The sequence below is a fragment of the Xanthomonas cucurbitae genome, from assembly GCF_002939885.1.
In the GTDB taxonomy this organism is placed as follows: domain Bacteria; phylum Pseudomonadota; class Gammaproteobacteria; order Xanthomonadales; family Xanthomonadaceae; genus Xanthomonas; species Xanthomonas cucurbitae.
In genome coordinates this window covers 84,728-101,162 of record NZ_MDED01000010.1, presented here as the reverse complement: position 1 = coordinate 101,162, position 16,435 = coordinate 84,728, and the positions used below count along the sequence as shown (strand labels likewise).

Sequence of the window (16,435 nt, the reverse complement as noted above, 5' to 3'; positions counted from 1 at the left end):
CCAATCTCCCTGCGCACCAGTGCGTACATCACGCAAGCGTGACTGCAACGCGGGCCTGCCCGCATGAACCGTCAATACGTGGGTGAGTTGATTTCCGAAGCGGTGGCGATGCTCATCATCATCGCGCTGGGCGATTCGGTGGCGGCGATGTACGTGCTGTACGACCCCAGCCCGTACCAGAATGCCTACTGGGGGGTGTGCATCGCCTGGGGACTGGCGGTCACGCTAGCCATCTATGTCACCGGCGCGGTCTCCGGCACCCACGCCAATCCGGCGGTGACCCTGGCACTGGCGCTGTTCCGCGACTTTTCCTGGAAGAAGGTGCTGCCGTACTGGATCGCGCAGGTGATCGGCGCCTTCCTGGGCGCGGCCATCGTCTACCAGCTCTACGGGCCGGTGATCGATCACTACAACCAGGTGCAGCAGCTCACCCGCGAAGCCGGCGGTGCCGCTGGCGTGTTCTTCACCGCGCCGGGTCTGGCGGTCACGCCGATGCACGCCCTGGTCGACCAGATCATCATCACCGCGTTCCTGATCTTCGGCATCTTCGCCATCACCGAGCGCTTCAACGAAGCCGCACCCGGCGCCAACTCGGGCGCATTGATGATCGGCCTGCTGGTGGCCACGCTGGGGGCCTCGATGGGATATCTGGAAGCCTGGGCGATGAATCCGGCACGCGATTTCGGCCCACGCGTGTTCGCCTACTTCGCAGGCTGGGGCGAAGCCGCCCTGCCGGCCAAGGACAATTACTGGTGGGTGCCGATCGTCGGGCCGTTGATCGGCGGGCCGATTGGTGCGTTGGCGTATCAGTGGCTGATCCTGCCGTTCCTGCCGGCACGCGTGCGGCACCTGCAAGGCGACGCGCCGCCGCTGGATCCGCACTGATCGCCGAGCCTTGCGGCCCATGAGGCCGCAGCACCCATCGCCGCCGCTGGCGTGCCATGCGTGCAGCGTCCCCGGTTGCACCGACCACTCTCGCCGTGCGGCAACGCCGGCATTGTTCGAGGAATCTTCGATGGAAAAGCACTACGTCCTGGCGATCGATCAAGGCACCACCAGCTCGCGCGCAATGTTGTTCGACCGCCAGGGCAAGGTGGCCGGCGTGGCGCAACGCGAGTTCGCGCAGATTTTTCCGCAGCCGGGTTGGGTGGAACACAACCCGCGCGAGATCATGACCAGCGTCTACACCACCATTACGGAGCTGCTCAACAACGCGCAGATCGATGCGCGTGCGATTTCCGGTATCGGCATCACCAACCAGCGCGAAACCGCGGTGGTGTGGGACAAGGCCACCGGCCAGCCGATCTACAACGCCATCGTCTGGCAATCACGGCAGACCAAGGACATCTGCACCCAGCTCAAAGAGGCCGGGCACGAGCAGATGGTGCGCGACAAGACCGGGTTGCTGATCGATGCGTATTTTTCCGGCACCAAGGTCAAATGGATCCTCGACCATGTGGAAGGCGCGCGTGAGCGCGCCCGCAACGGCGAGCTGGCCTTCGGCACCATCGACAGCTGGCTGATCTGGAACCTTACCGGCGGCAAGGTGCATGTCACCGACTACACCAATGCCTCGCGCACCATGATGTTCAACATCCACACCCTGGAGTGGGATGCCGACCTGCTGCAGATGCTGGACGTGCCGGCACAACTGCTGCCGGAAGTGCGCTCTTCCAGCGAGGTCTACGGCATGACCCAGACCCAGTATTTCTATGGCGAGCAGGTGCCGATCGCCGGCATCGCCGGCGACCAGCAGGCCGCGCTGTTCGGCCAGGCCTGCTTCGAGCCGGGCATGGCGAAGAACACCTATGGCACCGGCTGTTTCATGCTGATGAATACCGGCGACAAGGCGGTGGCCTCCAAGGCCGGGCTGCTGACCACCATCGCCTGGGGCATCGACGGCAAGGTGGAATACGCCCTGGAAGGAGCGATCTTCGTCGCCGGTTCGGTAGTGCAGTGGCTGCGCGATGGTCTACGCATGCTCGGCAAGGCCAGCGACTCGCAGGCCTATGCCGAGCGTGCCGGCGACAACGATGGCGTGTATCTGGTGCCGGCCTTCGTCGGCCTGGGCGCGCCTTACTGGCGCAGCGATATCCGTGGCGCGGTGTTCGGCCTGACCCGTGGCACCAGCAAGGAACACTTCGTGCGTGCGGCGGTGGAGTCGATGGCGTATCAGACCCGCGACGTGCTCACCGCGATGCAGAGCGATTCGGGCATCGAGCTGAAGGAGCTGCGCGCCGACGGTGGCGCCATCGCCAACGACTTCATGGCGCAGTTCCAGAGCGATATCCTCGATGTACCGGTGCTGCGGCCGGAAGTGCCCGAAACCACCGCGCTGGGCGCGGCCTATCTGGCTGGGCTGGCGACCGGGTTCTGGAGCAGCCGCGAGGAAATCGCCAAGCAGTGGGCAGTGGATCGTCGCTTCGAACCGGCCATGGCCGCCGACAAGCGCGAGCAGCTCTATGCCGGATGGCAGCAGGCGGTCGAGGCCACCATGGGCTTCCGGATCAGCTGAGGCGTCATCGAGGCGCTGCGCTGAATCGGCCATTTGTGCAGCTCTCGGCATCGTATGCGTCGAACCATGCGGTCTGAACGAGATTGTCAACACATGGCACACATTCATCCATGAACAGTCGCTAGTCTCACTCGGCGCTCACGCTAGCGTCCGCGCACGGCCGCTGCCGCGCCGCATCACTCCCTGACGACAAGGACTCTTCATGAATCGCAAGAAGGCGTTGTATCTGGCGTTGTTGACTGCAGTTTCCGGCACCGCACTGGCGTCGCCGCCCACCGAAATGGGCGCGGCGCCGGTTGTCGGCACACCACAGGCATCCGCGCTGGGAACCGCGCAACTGCAGTCTGCGCGCTTGCGCGGTGGGATCGTGCCGAGCCGCGTCGTGCAACTCGCCGCTCCCACGCAGGCTGAACTCAGCGGCCTGCACGCGCGCCGCGTCGATCAGGTCAAACATGGTCAACCGTTTCAGATCGGCTTTACGCGGATGGTGGCACAGCCACTGGTGAATCTTTCCAAGCTCGATTGGAAGCTGGCCGGCGATGGATCGCGTGTTGCAACATTCAACGTGAGTTCTGCTCAAGCGGCTGCGCTGCGCGCCTCGCTGGTGCTGCGTGGTGCAGGTGCAACACCGGGCGACCCTTCCAAGGTGACACTGCGTTTCACTGGCGACGATGGCCAGGTATTCGAACAATCCGGTGCCACGTTTGCTGCCAATGGCAAGAACGCAGGTTGGTCGCCAGCGGTGAATGGCCAGAACCTGTTGATCGAGCTGGCGCTACCGGCCGGTCAATACCCCGAAAATTTCAGCCTCTCCATCCCGCGGCTGTCACATCTGGATATCAGCCCCACCGCCAGCACACGCGAGATGATGACCATTGCCGCCGCCAGTACGTCCTGCGAGAACAACGTGGTGTGCCGCGCCAATCCCACGACCGGGTTTACCAACGCCACCAAGGCGGTGATGCGGCTGATCGCCACCAACAACATCGGAACGTTCACTTGCACAGGCACCTTGCTCAACAACAACAATACGCCCAAGCGCTACCTGGTCTGGACAGCGGCGCACTGCATCAATACGCAGGCGGTGGCCGACACGCTGCAGACGTCCTGGTTCTATGAGACAACGAGCTGCAACGGCAGCACCGTTAGCCCACGTGCCACTACCGTGAGCGGCGGTGCAATCCTGCGCCATTTCGACTTGACCCGTGACACTGCATTGCTGGAGCTCAAGAATGCACCGCCAAACGGCGCGTTTTATGGGGGCTGGAGCAGCAAGGCCATCGCTGCGACGGGCACCCCGATGGAGGGCATCCACCACCCGCTGGGCGGCTTCAAGAAATATTCGCTAGGCACCGTTACTGCACTCAATGCGACCTCGGGGGACAATAAGCCGATGAATGGCGTGGTCTGGAGCCAGGGCATCACCGAAGTTGGCTCATCTGGCTCCGGCCTGTTCACCATTGCCGGTGACGGTTCGTATCAGCTGCGTGGCGGACTGTTGGGGGGAGATTCGAGCTGTGAAGCAAAGACCAATCCTGACTACTATTCGCGCTTCTCGGATGTGTATCCGCTCATCTCGACCTACTTCGGCAAGTAAGCGGTGATGGCGCGTGGCAGGCCAGGTGCCTGCCGCGCTGGATTGCTGCGGGGTGCTTTCCGCCTAGAGCGTGTTATGAACTTGAGGCTCGCGCGACTATCGTAAGCAGATGGAGCCACCACGCCCTTATCCGACCGACGTATCCGATGAAGAATGGGCCTTCGCTGCGCCCTACTGGACGCTGATGGATCCGCAGGCACAGCAGCGCAAGTACGACCTGCGCTTGATGTTCAACGCATAGCGCCGGATGGCGCGAGCCGGAGCGCCCTGGCACCTGATTCCCCACGAGTTTCCGCCGTGGGAGGCGTTCTACCAGCAAACCCAACGGTGGTTGCAGGCTGGCTGCTTTGAGGCCATGCTCAACGGCTTGCGTTCGATCTTGCGGGTGGCGCAAGGCACGCAGGGGCAGCCCGGCGCCGTGATCCTGGATGGCCGAAAGCTGCAGTCCACATGCGAAAGCGGACCATGTGCTGGCTACGACGGCTACAAGCGCAAAAGGGGCAGCAAGGTGCACATGGCGGCGGACATGCTTGACCATCTGCTGGCAGTGCAGGTCACCCAAGCCGACGAGCAGGAACGCCCCAAGTGGGAGCGCTGGCGCAGGAAGTTCAGCATGTCACAGGCGCGACGGTAAAACCGGCCTTCGTCGATCGAGGCTACACAGGCGAAGGACCAGCCCAAGCCGCGCAGTGAGGAAGGCATCGAACTGCACGTCTTAAAACTGCCGGAGGACAAGAAAGGCTTTGTATTGCTGCCGCGCCGCTGGGTCGCGGAGCGCAGTTTCGGTTGGGTCAATCGGTCCGACGCCTCGCCCGTGCGATATCCCAACGAGCTGCTGGCGGCGTGTATAGGTGAGGTTGCCGGACGCTTACGGTGGAGGTGCGTGCTTGTCGAGGTAGTCGCCCGGACGCTCTGAGCCATTGGCCTGGGTTACCTGTGCGCCACATCCCGCAGATGAACCATGTGTAATGAATCACGCAGCGCTGCATAAGATTTACGCTTGGCTTGTGTGGGTTTGTTTTTTTTTTACGCAACAGTCGTTTAATTTGCCTATGTCATGATCGATCAGGAATAGAGATGGTTACTAGCAACCTGTCTTCGGTAGCGTCGCACGCTGACACGGGCACCGCCCTGGAATTCACCGACTTGGAATTGGGTCCTGCTGTCCAGGCAGAATCCGTCTCGACCACGCCGCCCGGGGAAACAGCCTTGTCCGCTCTTGGCAGAGCACCTTCCCGGCCGCTGGTTCGAACGCGTACGGACGCATCGTCGCAGCCTCCGCCTGCCAATGTGCCAGGCATGTTGCAACAGCTAGGCGCCTACGGTGGCCCGCTGATGGATGCGGCGGCATCGGGTCTCTCGGTAGCTGCTGCGCGACTGTCCGTCTCGCAGCAGCTACCAGCCAAGCTCACGGGCATCGTCAGCGGTGCACTGTGGGCTGGTGGCGCGGTCGTCAACCAGCTCGGCAACGTGCCTGCCAAAGCGGTGATATCAAGCGCCAATGCGGTAGGCGCTGCCGCTGGCGTACTCAGTTCGCTGGCGACATCGTTGAGCGGAAGCGACAGTAGCCGCGTAGCGTATGCGTCGGCGTCTGCTTGGGCATTGAATGGGGGAGCTAACCTCGTGCGTGCTGCCAGCGACACCGCCGCCGTTATGCCGAGCCGGGTGCTGCAGGGTGTCAGCGGTGCGGCCAATATCGCGGCTGCCGGGCTCGCTGCCGCCGCCACTGCGGCCGCTCAGCAGGACGCGCCGCTCAAGGCAGTCAATCTGGGCACTGCTTCATCCGTGGCATGGGGTGTCGGCGCGGCGGCTGCGTTTGGATCGGCATGGATGGCGGGCCCGCGTGAAGCGCCGTCTGGGGCGGTCAGGTTGCTTGATAGCCGCAGCAGACTCAGCAATTCCGAACAGGGCTCCGAACCACCCGCAGACGTAAGTGCTGCAGTACGCACAGACGAAGATGCTTAGACTCAACTTCCAAGTGCAACACCCCAATGGCAAGTAGGGTATGCACATGTCAAAAAGCTATTTTCATCTGAGTTCAGAAGAGCGCGCGATGCTGCAAATCGAAACCCGACGCGGCCAAAGCTTACGCTCGATCTCCAGGCTGCTAGGCAGAAGCCCGACGTCCCCCCGATTTTGAGTAGCACGCCAGTCTAGAGTCCAATTGCCTACCCCGAAGGAGATTGGACGTGAAGAAGCGTTTTACTGACGAGCAGGTCATCGGCTTTCTGCGTGAGGCCGAAAGCGGCGTGGCGATCAAGGATCTGTGCCGGCGCCACGGTTTCAGCGAGGCCTCGTACTACCTGTGGCGCAGCAAGTTCGGTGGGATGAGCGTGCCTGATGCCAAGCGGCTCAAGGACTTGGAGGCCGAGAACACGCGCCTGAAGAAGCTGCTCGCCGAGCAGGTGTTCCAGAACGATCTGATCAAGGAGGCACTGTAAAAAAAATGGTGAGCGCACCGGCACGGCGAGCACTGGTGCGCGAGTGGGTAGGGCGAGGGGCCAGCGAGCGGAGCGCCTTGGCGGCGATGGGTATGAGCGCCAGTGCGCTGCGCCATTGCCCGCGCGAGGATCGCAACGTTGCGTTGCGCGAGCGCATCGTGGAACTGGCGCATCGCCACAAGCGCTACGGCGTGGGGATGATCTATCTCAAACTCCGGCAGGAAGGACGCATCGTGAATTACAAACGTGTGGAGCGGTTGTACCGCGAGCAGCAGCTGCAAGTCCGACGCCGCAAGCGCAAGAAAGTGCCGGTGGGCGAGCGTCAGCCGTTGTCGCGGCCATCACAGGCCAACCAGGTGTGGTCGATGGACGTTGTGTTCAACCGCACCGCCGAAGGCCGGGCGATCAAGTGTCTGGTGATCGTGGACGACGCCACGCATGAAGCGGTCGCCATCGACGTGGAGCGAGCGATCTGCGGGCACGGCGTGACGCGTGTGCTGGATCGGCTGGCCATCAGCCGCGGCTTGCCGAAGGTGATCCGCACCGACAACGGCAAGGAGTTCTGCGGCAAGGCCATGGTCGCCTGGGCGCATGCCCGCGGCGTGCAGCTGCGGCTGATCCAACCCGGCAAGCCAAACCAGAACGCCTATGTCGAATCGTTCAACGGCCGGTTGCGCGATGAATGCCTCAACGAACACTGGTTCCCCACACTGCTGCATGCGCGCACCGAGATCGAGCGCTGGCGACGCGAGTACAACCAGGAGCAACCCAAAAAAGCCATCGGCGGACTGACGCCCTCCGCGTATGCCCAACAGCTGGCCAACAAAGATATCATCAACCCAGGACTCTAGACCCGCCTGCTACTCAGGACGGGGGGACGTCGGGGCGCCAGCGACAGCATCCGATCCTTGCGGTTCAGCGCCTGGATCGCGGTTTTCTCGTCCACGCAGAACACCGCAGCGTGCGCAGGCGGCTGCAGATACATGCCGATCACATCCGCCGCTTTGGTCTCGAAGTCCGGATCGTTGGAGTCTATGTGGGTCTCCAGCCGGTGAGGGCGCACACCATGCTTACGCCCGATACGCTGCACCGTAGAGAACGACACATCGCCCAGTTCGGCCGGCAGCTTGCGATTGCTCCAGTGCGTTGAGCCATCCGTGGAGCTGTGCTTGAGCGTGCGATTGAGCACCCGTGATTCCAGCTTGGCCGTTGGCATCTTGGGTGCACGCCCGGGATGCAAGGACACCAGGCCGGCCAACCCCTGCGCCTGGAACGCGGCAGTCCATTTGGAGACGAAAGCATCGTTACAGGCCAGCTTGCTGCGAGTATCGACCCGACGTTCTCCATCGCCCCGAAGCACGACGTACGACGCGCCAAGGCGGCGCTGCCGTGGGGCATTGCGCATCAATGCATCCAGTTCAGCGCGCTGGTCGATCGTCAGTAGGGATCTTTGCATGCATCTATATCTGGAGACCTCACACCCGATTTCAATGATTCAGCGGATTAGGCAGCCGGCAACGTGGCCAACGGCAGTCCCACGTAATTCTCCGCGATGGTGGCGCGCCCGGCTTCGCTGCCCAGCAGGTAATCCAGCTCGGCGGCGTGGATGCGCGCGGTGAAGGCATCCTCGTTATCGAAGCGGTGCAGCAGGGTGGTCATCCACCACGAAAAGCGCTCGGCCTTCCACACCCGTTGCAGGGCCAGCGCCGAATACTGCTGCAACACCGCTGCGTCGCCCGAGGCCTTCCAGCGCGTGAAAAGTTGCGCCAGCAGGCCGACATCGGCCAACGCCAGGTTCAGGCCCTTGGCGCCGGTCGGCGGCACGATGTGCGCGGCATCGCCGGCCAGGAACAACCGCCCATACTGCATCGGCTCGACGACGAAACTGCGCAGTGGGGCAATACTCTTTTCGATCGAGGGGCCAGTGACCAGTTGCGTGGCCAACTCTGCCGGCAGGCGTGCCCGCAATTCGTCCCAGAACGCCGCATCGCTCCATGCCTCCACCCGTGCATCGGCAGGCACCTGCACGTAGTAGCGCGTGCGCGTGGACGAACGCATCGAGCACAGTGCAAAGCCGCGCGGGTGCCGCGCGTAGATCAATTCATCGTGGACCGGCGGCGTGTCGGCCAGCACGCCCAGCCATCCGAATGGATAGACACGCTCGAACACACGCAAGCGCTCCGATGGAATGCTGGCGCGGCTGATGCCGTGGAAGCCGTCGCAACCAACCACGTAATCGCACGCGATGCGCTGGCGGGTGCCGTCGTGCACGAACTCGACGACGGGGGCATCGCTGTCCAGCGCATGCAGCACGACATCGCCTGCGCCGTAATAGGTAGGGGCGGCGCTGCGTGTGCGGGCCTGCATCAGATCGGCGGTGACCTCGGTCTGGCCGTAGACGGTGACGCCACGCCCGCAGCCGCGCAGCAGGTCGATGCGTTCCCGGCGGCCGTCGACCGACAGCTCGAAACCATGATGCAACAGGCCTTCACGCTGCACGCGCTCGCCCACACCGGCACGCTGCAGCAGTTCCACGCTGCCCTGCTCCAGCACTCCGGCGCGGATGCGCCCCAGCACGTGCTCGGGCGTCTGCCGCTCGACGATGACGGTATCGATCCCGCTGCGCTGCAATAACTCGCCCAGCAACAGACCGGACGGACCGCCACCGATGATCGCAACCTGCGTGCGCATACGCGACTCCTGCCTTGGGAATGACCAGAGCTGCAGTGTCGGTAGCCAGGCGCCTGGATTGAAGGGATGATTGCGGGCAGCCCTTGGACTTTTCGCCGATGCCGACCCGACCACCGCGCAGTACCTCCAGCGTCGCCGTCCCCGCCTACGGGTTGTACGGCGAACACCGCTGCGATCCACCGGAGTGGCTGCATTGGGAGTCGATTGCCGCGCGCAGCCGGCTGCACGACTGGCGTATCGTCCCGCACCGCCATGCCGCGCTGGCGCAACTGCTCTACCTGCAACGCGGGCCGGCGACGCTGCAACTGGATGGGCGCACCCAACGGCTGCGCGGCGCCACGGTGGTGTGGCTGCCGCCGTTGTGCGTACACGGTTTCGCATTCGGCCCGCGTGTGCGTGGGCACGTCATCACCCTGTGCATGCCGCTGGTGCGCCATGCACTCGGCGCCGCCCCGCTGCTGGAACGTGCCATGACCGCGCCTGCCGTGGTGCAGGTGACGCAGGCGCGGGGCTTGCTCGATGCGTTGTTCGCCAGCGTTGCCAGCGATCACGCACACCAGCGCATCGGCTACGAGGCAGCCGTGCAGGCCGCCGCCGCGCAGTTGTTGATCTGGACCGCGCGCGCCGTGCTGGAAGATGCCCACGCCACCAATGCGGAAGGCCCGCAAGGCGATCCCGCGCTGCGCCATCTGCGCGGCTACCAGGCGCTGATCGACCAGCATTACCGCATGCATTGGCCAATGTCCAAATACGCCGACCAACTGGGCGTGACTCCAGGCCATCTCAACGCACTGTGCAAGCGCCTGACCGGCGCCAGCGCGCTGGAATTGTTGCAACGGCGGATCATGCTGGAAGCGCGCCGCAGCTTGCGCTATACCAGCCTGAGCGTGCAGCAGATCGCCGCAGCGCTTGGATTTTTCGATGCTGCCTACTTCAGCCGCTACTTCACGCGGCATGCCGGCTGTTCACCGACACGCTTCCGTGCCGGCGATTGATGCGCGCGCCTGCGCCAGCCGACAACGCCCAGCGCCGCGAGAACACTCCCGCCATGCCGGGACCGGCAACCCGGTCCCGGCCGCGTCCTCAGAACGGGTACTGCGGCACTTCGCTCCTGATCGTCAGCCATTGCCAATGGGTGTACTGCTCCCAATCGGTCGGGCCGCAGACGCTGGTGCCGTTGCCGGAGGCACCGGTGCCTCCGAACGGATTGACCACTTCGTCGGCCACGGTCTGGTCGTTGATGTGCAGCAAGCCGGTGTGCAGGCGTTCGCCGACGGACAGCGCGCGCGAGACCGAGGCGGACATGATGCCGGCAGCCAGTCCGTACTCGCTGCCGTTGGCCAGCGCGACGGCTTCGTCATCGGTATCGAAGACGCAGATATTGATGACCGGCCCGAATACCTCTTCATCGAAGGAGCGGATGCCCGGACGCACGTTGGACAAGACGGTGGCCGCATAGAACAACCCCTCGTGGGTGGCGCCGGCTTCCACCACCGCACCGGCGGCCACGCTGTCGTTGACGATGTCGACCACATGCTGCAACTGACGCTGATCGATGATGGGCCCCAGCGCGACCGTGCCGCTGACCGGATCGCCGACGGGCAGGTGGCGCGCCTTCTCTGCCAGCCGTTGGGTCAGCGCTTCGGCCACGCTGCGCTGTACCAGGACCCGGCCGGTGGCCATGCAGATCTGGCCCTGGTGCATGTAGGCGCCGAAGGCGATGGCCGAGGCCGCGCGGTCCAGGTCGGCGTCGTCGAGCACGATCACCGCATTGTTGCCGCCAAGCTCCAGCGATACCTTCTTCAGGTGGCGCCCGGCCAGCTCGCCGATGCGCCGACCAGCGCCGGTAGAGCCGGTAAAGGCGATCATCGGCACGTCCGGCGACTCCACCAGCGCCTGCCCGATCTGGCCATCGCCAGGCAGGACATGCAGCACGCCCTTGGGCAGGCCGGCCTCTTCCAGCACCTGCGCGATGAGGACACCGCCGGTATAGGGCGTGCGCGGGTCGGGCTTGAGGACCACCGCATTGCCCACGGCCAGCGCCGGCGCGACCGAGCGCAGCGACAGGATCAACGGAAAATTGAACGGCGAGATCACCGCGATCACGACCAGCGGCAGACGGCGGGCCAGACTGAGCTGGCCGGACGTGGTCGGCAACATCTGGCCCGAGGCCTGCAACGGCATGCCGGCCGCCTGCTGCAGGATGACCACCGCTTCATCCACCTCGCGCTCGGCCTTGGGCAGGATGCCGCCGGTCTCGCGCGCGATCAGCAAGGTCGCCTCCGCACGCCGCGCCTGCATCAGCTGCGCCGCACGATGGAAGACCGCTGCGCGCTCACGCGGCGCGGTCGCTGCCCAGGCATGCTGTGCCTGCTTGGCCTGCGCCACGGCGGCAGCCACATCGCTCAGGTCGGCCTTGCCGACCTCGTGCAACACCGCACCGGTGGCGGGTTCCAGCACCGGCAGCACGCCGCCGTTGCCGGGTACCCATTCGCCGTTGAAGAGGCGGCCGTGCCACGCCGGAGTGGCATTCGCCGATGCGACTGCGCTGGGAAGAGCATTCATGGTCTGGTCTCCTGCTGAAACGATGAGGAAGTTGGGTGAGGACGTTACAGGGTGGTGGATGCCAAGCCGCCATCGACCGGCAAGGTGATGCCATTGATCCAGCGCGCCGCATCCGAGGCCAGGAACACGATCGCCTCGGCCACTTCGTCGGCGTAGGCGGGGCGCGTCATGCGCTTGGCATCGGCCTGGACGCGTTCTTCGCCGAGCATGGTGACGAAATCGCCAAGGATCGGGGTAAAGACCGGCCCGGGGGCGACGTTGTTGACGCGTACGCCGCGCTCGGCGAACCAGGGCCGCGATTGCAGCAAGGTCCAGACGATCAGCGCTTCCTTGAAGTATTGGTAGCAGGTGTCGTGCGCGACCGGATGCGCGGCCAGCCAGGCGCTGCCGGCCTCGAAACTCTCGGCGGCGGCCAGCTGCTTGTGCAGATCCAGCCGCTGTGGCCACTCGGCGCCGAGGATGGAGGCCACATTGATGATGGCGCCACCGGAGGCGATGCGCGGCAACAGCGCGTGGCTGAGATGCCGCAGGCCCAGGTAATTGACGCGCGCCACCACGTCCAGCGGCGCGGTCCCGGGCACGCCGGCCACGTTGGCCAGGGCGTCGATGCGGTCCGGCAAGGCCTGCACCAGCGCATCGATGGACGCCGGATCGCCGAGGTCGGCCTGATGGAAGCCGTGCAGGGTCATCTGCACCGGCGTGCGATCCACGCCGATCACGGTGGCGCCGTGGAACCGCGCCAGCCGCGCGACCTCCGCGCCGATCCCCGACGCCACACCAGTCACCACGATCGTCTTGTTTTGCAAGGTCATTGCCACTCTCCGAAAAAGCCGGCTGCGCCGACGCGGAACCACGGGAAGGGATTGCCAGTGAAGATGTGACCGGCAGCGATGCTGTCGCCCGCAGCGGCGGGCGACCGTGCAGCTGCGCGCAGCACAGGTATGGGTGTTCTGCAATAAGGCCCGGCCAGGGCCTGATCGGCGCGGTTTACGCCGGGGTGGGACGGTCCAGACGGTCCAGACGGTGCAGTGCGCGCAGCAATGGCGCCTCGCTGGAACCGAGCGCGGCGCTGAGCTGCTGCTCCATACGCAGCACCTGCGCCTCGGCCTCGGTAAGCAGGGCCACGCCGGCAGCGGTCAGCGACAGATGCTGCATGCGCCGGTCCTGGCGACCACGTACCTGCCGCAGCAGGCGGCGCTTGACCAGCCGCGCCACCACGATCGCCAGGTTGGGCGGCGATACGTGCAACACATCGCCGATCTGCCGCTGGTTGATGCCGGGATTGCCATCCACCAGCATCAACAGCGAGAAGTCCACCGGCTTCAGGTCGAACGCGGCCACGCACTCCTGAAACATCCGCCGCACCATCAACTCGGTGCGGGTGATGCGATAGCCCAACAGCCGGAGCAGACGCGCCTGATCCACTTCGGTGATGGCGTCGGGCAATGGGAGGACAGCGGCGGTGGCAGACATGGCGATTCTCGCAACAAAGGCAGCTGGCGGAGCGTTGCGCGCGCTGCGCCGCTTCCGCAACGCCGATCCCCGGCGTGCGCCCGATTGTAGACGCCACCCGACAGCGCGCGGTGGATGAGCCTGCCACCGGTGCAGGTAGGTTGTGCACAGGCGCCCCATTTCCGCGCTGGCTACCAGCGCGTGACCCCGCCCACACGCGCTGCGCCAGCACGACGGCATGCGAGACACGGCAGGGATCCAGGCACGGCTTGGACATGGGGGAGTATCGGCAATTGATTACGTCATGGAATAGTTATCGATCATAACTACATTGCCAAGCTGCAACGCAACATGGTCGCGCTCGCTGACGGCGGACGGTTCAGGCGCCTGTGGTGTGTACGGCACGGCTGGAGCGAGGTACGCGAACGCCGGCGACCGCCTGGCGCCGCTGCATGGCGGCCAGCCCCATGCCCGCTCAGGGCAACCAGAGTTTCTCTAGATCGCGGAAGCCCCAGTCGGCGGGGCTTTCCATCTGCACAATGCGGTCCTGGCACTCCGGCCGCGACAGGTCGATGTCCTGCAGCAGCACGTGGCTGCGCAGCCTGGCCGAGTAGAACACCCGCACCTTCGGCTTGAGCAGGGCGCCGGGCGCCTGCTCGATCACTACGGCCAGCTTCTGCGACTCCAGACGCACCAGCGAGCCGACCGGGTAGATGCCGAGCCGGCGGACGAAAGCCTGGAAGATCACTGGATCGAAGTGGCCCTTCCAGGAGGCCATCTGCTTGAGCGATTCGGCCGGATCCCAGCCGCGCTTGTAGGGACGGTCGGAGCTGATCGCATCGTACACATCGCACACCGCGCCCATCCGTGACATCAGCGAGATGCCCTCACCGACCAGGCCATTCGGATACCCGCTGCCGTCCATCTTCTCGTGGTGATGCAGTGCGATTTCCAGCACCACCGCATTCTGCACGCCGCCGGCCAGCAGCAGGCGGTGGCCATCCAGCGGATGCTGGCGCATGACCTCCATCTCTTCGCTGGTGAGCCGCCCGGGTTTGTTGAGAATGTCCAGCGGCGTCACCGCCTTGCCCATGTCGTGCAGCAGGCCACCCATGGCCGCCTCCACCACCTGTGCCTCCGGCAGGCCAAGCTGCCGGCCCAATCCGCTCATCAACCCGGCCACGGCCATCGAATGCAGATAGGTGTAGTCATCGGCGGTCTTGAGCCGCGCCACGCTAATCAAGGCCTGCGGGTGGCGCAGGACCGAGGCGTTGATGGCTTCCACCAACGGCATCGCCGCCTCGGTGTCGACGGTGCGCCCGAGCCGCACGTCGCGGAACATCGCCTCCACCGTGTCGCGGCCATCTTCGACGATGCGCCGCGCACGCACCACTTCGGCCTCGATGCCGACCTGCGCGGTCACGCCATTGGTACGGGCGGTGCGGGTGGACGGCGGCTCCGGCATGGCGGCAGGCGCCTGCTCCACCGGCTCCTGGACGGGCTGCGCCCCGCTCTCCACATCCAGGCCGCGCGCGGTGTCGATCACCAGTTGTTCGATGCGACTGGAATGGATCCTGTCCACATCCTCGGAATCGACCAGGAAGGACGTTTTCCAGAATGGATGGTGCACCCACGCACCCAGCAACTTGTAGACATACATGCCGGGCCGCAGTTGGTCGGAGTCGATGGTTCTGAGCATGCCGGCGCCGGTGTGCACGATGTCCAGGAAGAAGCCGCCACGGACATGGCGGTCTTCCCGGTTATCGGCAGGTGGGGTGTTTTCTTTGGTCGGTCACTGCGCACACCGGCGCCCGCGCGCGCGGCGGTTCAGCGCACCGGCAGGCGCATCGCCAGCACCGCTGCGGCAGCAAGCAGCACCGGCACCGCGCACGCCAGGTACAGCGCCGCCGGGGACCAACCCGCGTCCAGCAGGACCCCAGCGCATAGGGGCGAGGCGATGGCGCCCAGGCGCCCCACCCCGATCGCCCAGCCCAGGCCGGTGGAGCGCACCGCTGCATCGAAGACGACCGGGGCAACCGCATACAACCCACCCATCGCCGCCGTCATGGCGGCACCGGTCAGGAGCGCGGCCACGAACGCCCGGCTCAACACCGTGCTGTACACGCCGAATGCCAGCAGTGCCAGTGCCGACAGCAACAGCGCCGCGACGGTCAGCCGCGACAGCCGCGCGCGCAAGGCCAGCCAACCGAACACCGTGCCCCCGGCAATGCCTCCCAGGTTCAGCAACACGCCGCCGGCCAATCCCTGCGCCGCCGACAGGCCTGCAGCCACCAGCAATTTGGGGGTCCAGCTCATCACGAAGTAGAACGTGAACATCAGCAGGAAAAATGCCAGCGCGATCAGCAACGACCGCCGCCACAGCCCCTCCACGAACAACGCCACATACCCGTGCCCCTGACCGGATGCCCGTGGCGGCGGCAGCGGTAGCGTCTCCTGCGGCGGCATCCCCATGCGCGCCAGTGCGGCATTGAAGCGCGCCAATGCATCCGGCCGTCGGCGTACGACCAGGAACTCCAGCGATTCGGGCAGCAGCGCCAGCACCAGCGGCACGCAGAGCAACGAGCCGACCGCACCGAGCACGAACACCGCCTGCCAGGACCACTGCTGCAGCAGCAGTCCCGCGATCGCGCCGCCCAGCGTGGCGCCGAGCGGATAGCCCGTGGCTTGCAGCACCGTGGCGGTGGTCCGCCAGCGCGCGTTCGAGTACTCGGCTGCGGTGACCGCCACGCAGGCCAGCATGCCGCCGATTCCCAGGCCGGTGAAGGCGCGCAGGGCGGCCAGCTGCCAGGCATCGATCGCCAGCGCCGAGGCGCCCATGCCCACGGTCAGGATCGCCAGGCAGATCAATGTCAGCGCGCGACGTCCGATCCGATCGGCCAGGGGTGCGAGCAGCAACGACCCCATCGCCATGCCGACCAGCCCCGCACTGAAGAGGATTCCCAGCAGCTTGCCCGACAGCTGCCACTGCGCCGAGACATGCGGTGCAGTGAACGCCATCGCCATCACATCGAAGCCGTCGAGCATGGTCAGCACCACGCACACCGCCACCGCCCTCCACTGGAATGGCGTCATGTGCTGCAGCGCGAAGTGCCCGGCTGCGGAAGTACTGTGCGACATGGAATGTTCCTGTGCGGGTGACGGAAGGGAGCACGA

The 16,435-nt window shown here is 65.2% G+C and carries 13 protein-coding genes and 2 pseudogenes; 8 read left to right on the top strand and 7 right to left on the bottom strand.

The window, feature by feature from the left end:
* The first annotated feature begins 63 nt into the window (after positions 1 to 63).
* The 7 genes and pseudogenes from XcuCFBP2542_RS07585 to XcuCFBP2542_RS07555 all read left to right on the top strand — a co-directional run bounded on the left by XcuCFBP2542_RS07585 (position 64) and on the right by XcuCFBP2542_RS07555 (position 7,404).
* Complete coding sequence (locus tag XcuCFBP2542_RS07585; RefSeq protein ID WP_104602981.1) at positions 64 to 885, top strand: MIP/aquaporin family protein; 822 nt, start codon at positions 64 to 66, stop codon at positions 883 to 885.
* A 130-nt stretch (positions 886 to 1,015) separates the two neighbouring features.
* Entirely contained in the window at positions 1,016 to 2,515 is a 1,500-nt protein-coding gene (glpK, locus tag XcuCFBP2542_RS07580) for a glycerol kinase GlpK (protein ID WP_104602980.1), read from the top strand.
* A gap of 202 nt (positions 2,516 to 2,717) precedes the next feature.
* Positions 2,718 to 4,112, top strand: a complete 1,395-nt coding sequence (locus XcuCFBP2542_RS07575; RefSeq protein WP_104602979.1) for a trypsin-like serine peptidase — start codon at positions 2,718 to 2,720, stop codon at positions 4,110 to 4,112.
* A gap of 109 nt (positions 4,113 to 4,221) precedes the next feature.
* Positions 4,222 to 4,911: pseudogene (locus XcuCFBP2542_RS07570) on the top strand (IS5 family transposase); the annotation flags it as partial.
* 278 nt (positions 4,912 to 5,189) lie between these two features.
* Entirely contained in the window at positions 5,190 to 6,077 is an 888-nt protein-coding gene (locus tag XcuCFBP2542_RS19985; protein ID WP_104602978.1) for a hypothetical protein, read from the top strand.
* 46 nt (positions 6,078 to 6,123) lie between these two features.
* A pseudogene (locus XcuCFBP2542_RS20285) lies at positions 6,124 to 6,240 on the top strand (helix-turn-helix domain-containing protein); the annotation flags it as partial.
* Positions 6,241 to 6,301: 61 nt separating this feature from the next.
* Positions 6,302 to 7,404 (top strand): IS3 family transposase gene (locus tag XcuCFBP2542_RS07555; protein WP_104603015.1). Its coding sequence is split into 2 segments (ribosomal slippage): positions 6,302 to 6,551 and positions 6,551 to 7,404, totalling 1,104 coding nucleotides; the frame shifts between segments, so codons are not numbered across the junction.
* Here XcuCFBP2542_RS07555 and XcuCFBP2542_RS07550 read toward each other — a convergent pair.
* Positions 7,401 to 7,958, bottom strand: coding sequence for a helix-turn-helix domain-containing protein (locus XcuCFBP2542_RS07550; protein WP_146090311.1), 558 nt, complete (start codon positions 7,956 to 7,958; stop codon positions 7,401 to 7,403). The two genes, XcuCFBP2542_RS07555 and XcuCFBP2542_RS07550, sit on opposite strands and share 4 nt — an antisense overlap.
* Before the next feature lie 98 nt (positions 7,959 to 8,056).
* On the bottom strand, positions 8,057 to 9,244 hold the full coding sequence (pobA, locus tag XcuCFBP2542_RS07545; RefSeq protein ID WP_104602975.1) for a 4-hydroxybenzoate 3-monooxygenase: 1,188 nt from the start codon (positions 9,242 to 9,244) through the stop codon (positions 8,057 to 8,059).
* A gap of 98 nt (positions 9,245 to 9,342) precedes the next feature.
* Between pobA and XcuCFBP2542_RS07540 the strand changes: the two genes are divergently transcribed.
* Complete coding sequence (locus XcuCFBP2542_RS07540) at positions 9,343 to 10,239, top strand: helix-turn-helix domain-containing protein (RefSeq protein ID WP_104602974.1); 897 nt, start codon at positions 9,343 to 9,345, stop codon at positions 10,237 to 10,239.
* A gap of 88 nt (positions 10,240 to 10,327) precedes the next feature.
* Here XcuCFBP2542_RS07540 and XcuCFBP2542_RS07535 read toward each other — a convergent pair whose 3' ends face one another.
* From XcuCFBP2542_RS07535 to XcuCFBP2542_RS07515, 5 genes are all read right to left on the bottom strand, one after another.
* Complete coding sequence (locus XcuCFBP2542_RS07535) at positions 10,328 to 11,809, bottom strand: benzaldehyde dehydrogenase (protein WP_104602973.1); 1,482 nt, start codon at positions 11,807 to 11,809, stop codon at positions 10,328 to 10,330.
* A 44-nt stretch (positions 11,810 to 11,853) separates the two neighbouring features.
* On the bottom strand, positions 11,854 to 12,621 hold the full coding sequence (locus XcuCFBP2542_RS07530; RefSeq protein WP_104602972.1) for a coniferyl-alcohol dehydrogenase: 768 nt from the start codon (positions 12,619 to 12,621) through the stop codon (positions 11,854 to 11,856).
* A 175-nt stretch (positions 12,622 to 12,796) separates the two neighbouring features.
* On the bottom strand, positions 12,797 to 13,282 hold the full coding sequence (locus tag XcuCFBP2542_RS07525; protein ID WP_104602971.1) for a MarR family winged helix-turn-helix transcriptional regulator: 486 nt from the start codon (positions 13,280 to 13,282) through the stop codon (positions 12,797 to 12,799).
* A 454-nt stretch (positions 13,283 to 13,736) separates the two neighbouring features.
* Positions 13,737 to 14,960 carry a cyclic di-GMP phosphodiesterase gene (locus XcuCFBP2542_RS07520; RefSeq protein ID WP_104603014.1) on the bottom strand — a complete coding sequence of 408 codons (1,224 nt, stop codon included), beginning with the start codon at positions 14,958 to 14,960 and terminating at the stop codon, positions 13,737 to 13,739.
* Between the two features lie 128 nt (positions 14,961 to 15,088).
* Entirely contained in the window at positions 15,089 to 16,399 is a 1,311-nt protein-coding gene (locus XcuCFBP2542_RS07515) for an MFS transporter (protein ID WP_104602970.1), read from the bottom strand.
* Positions 16,400 to 16,435 lie beyond the last annotated feature (36 nt).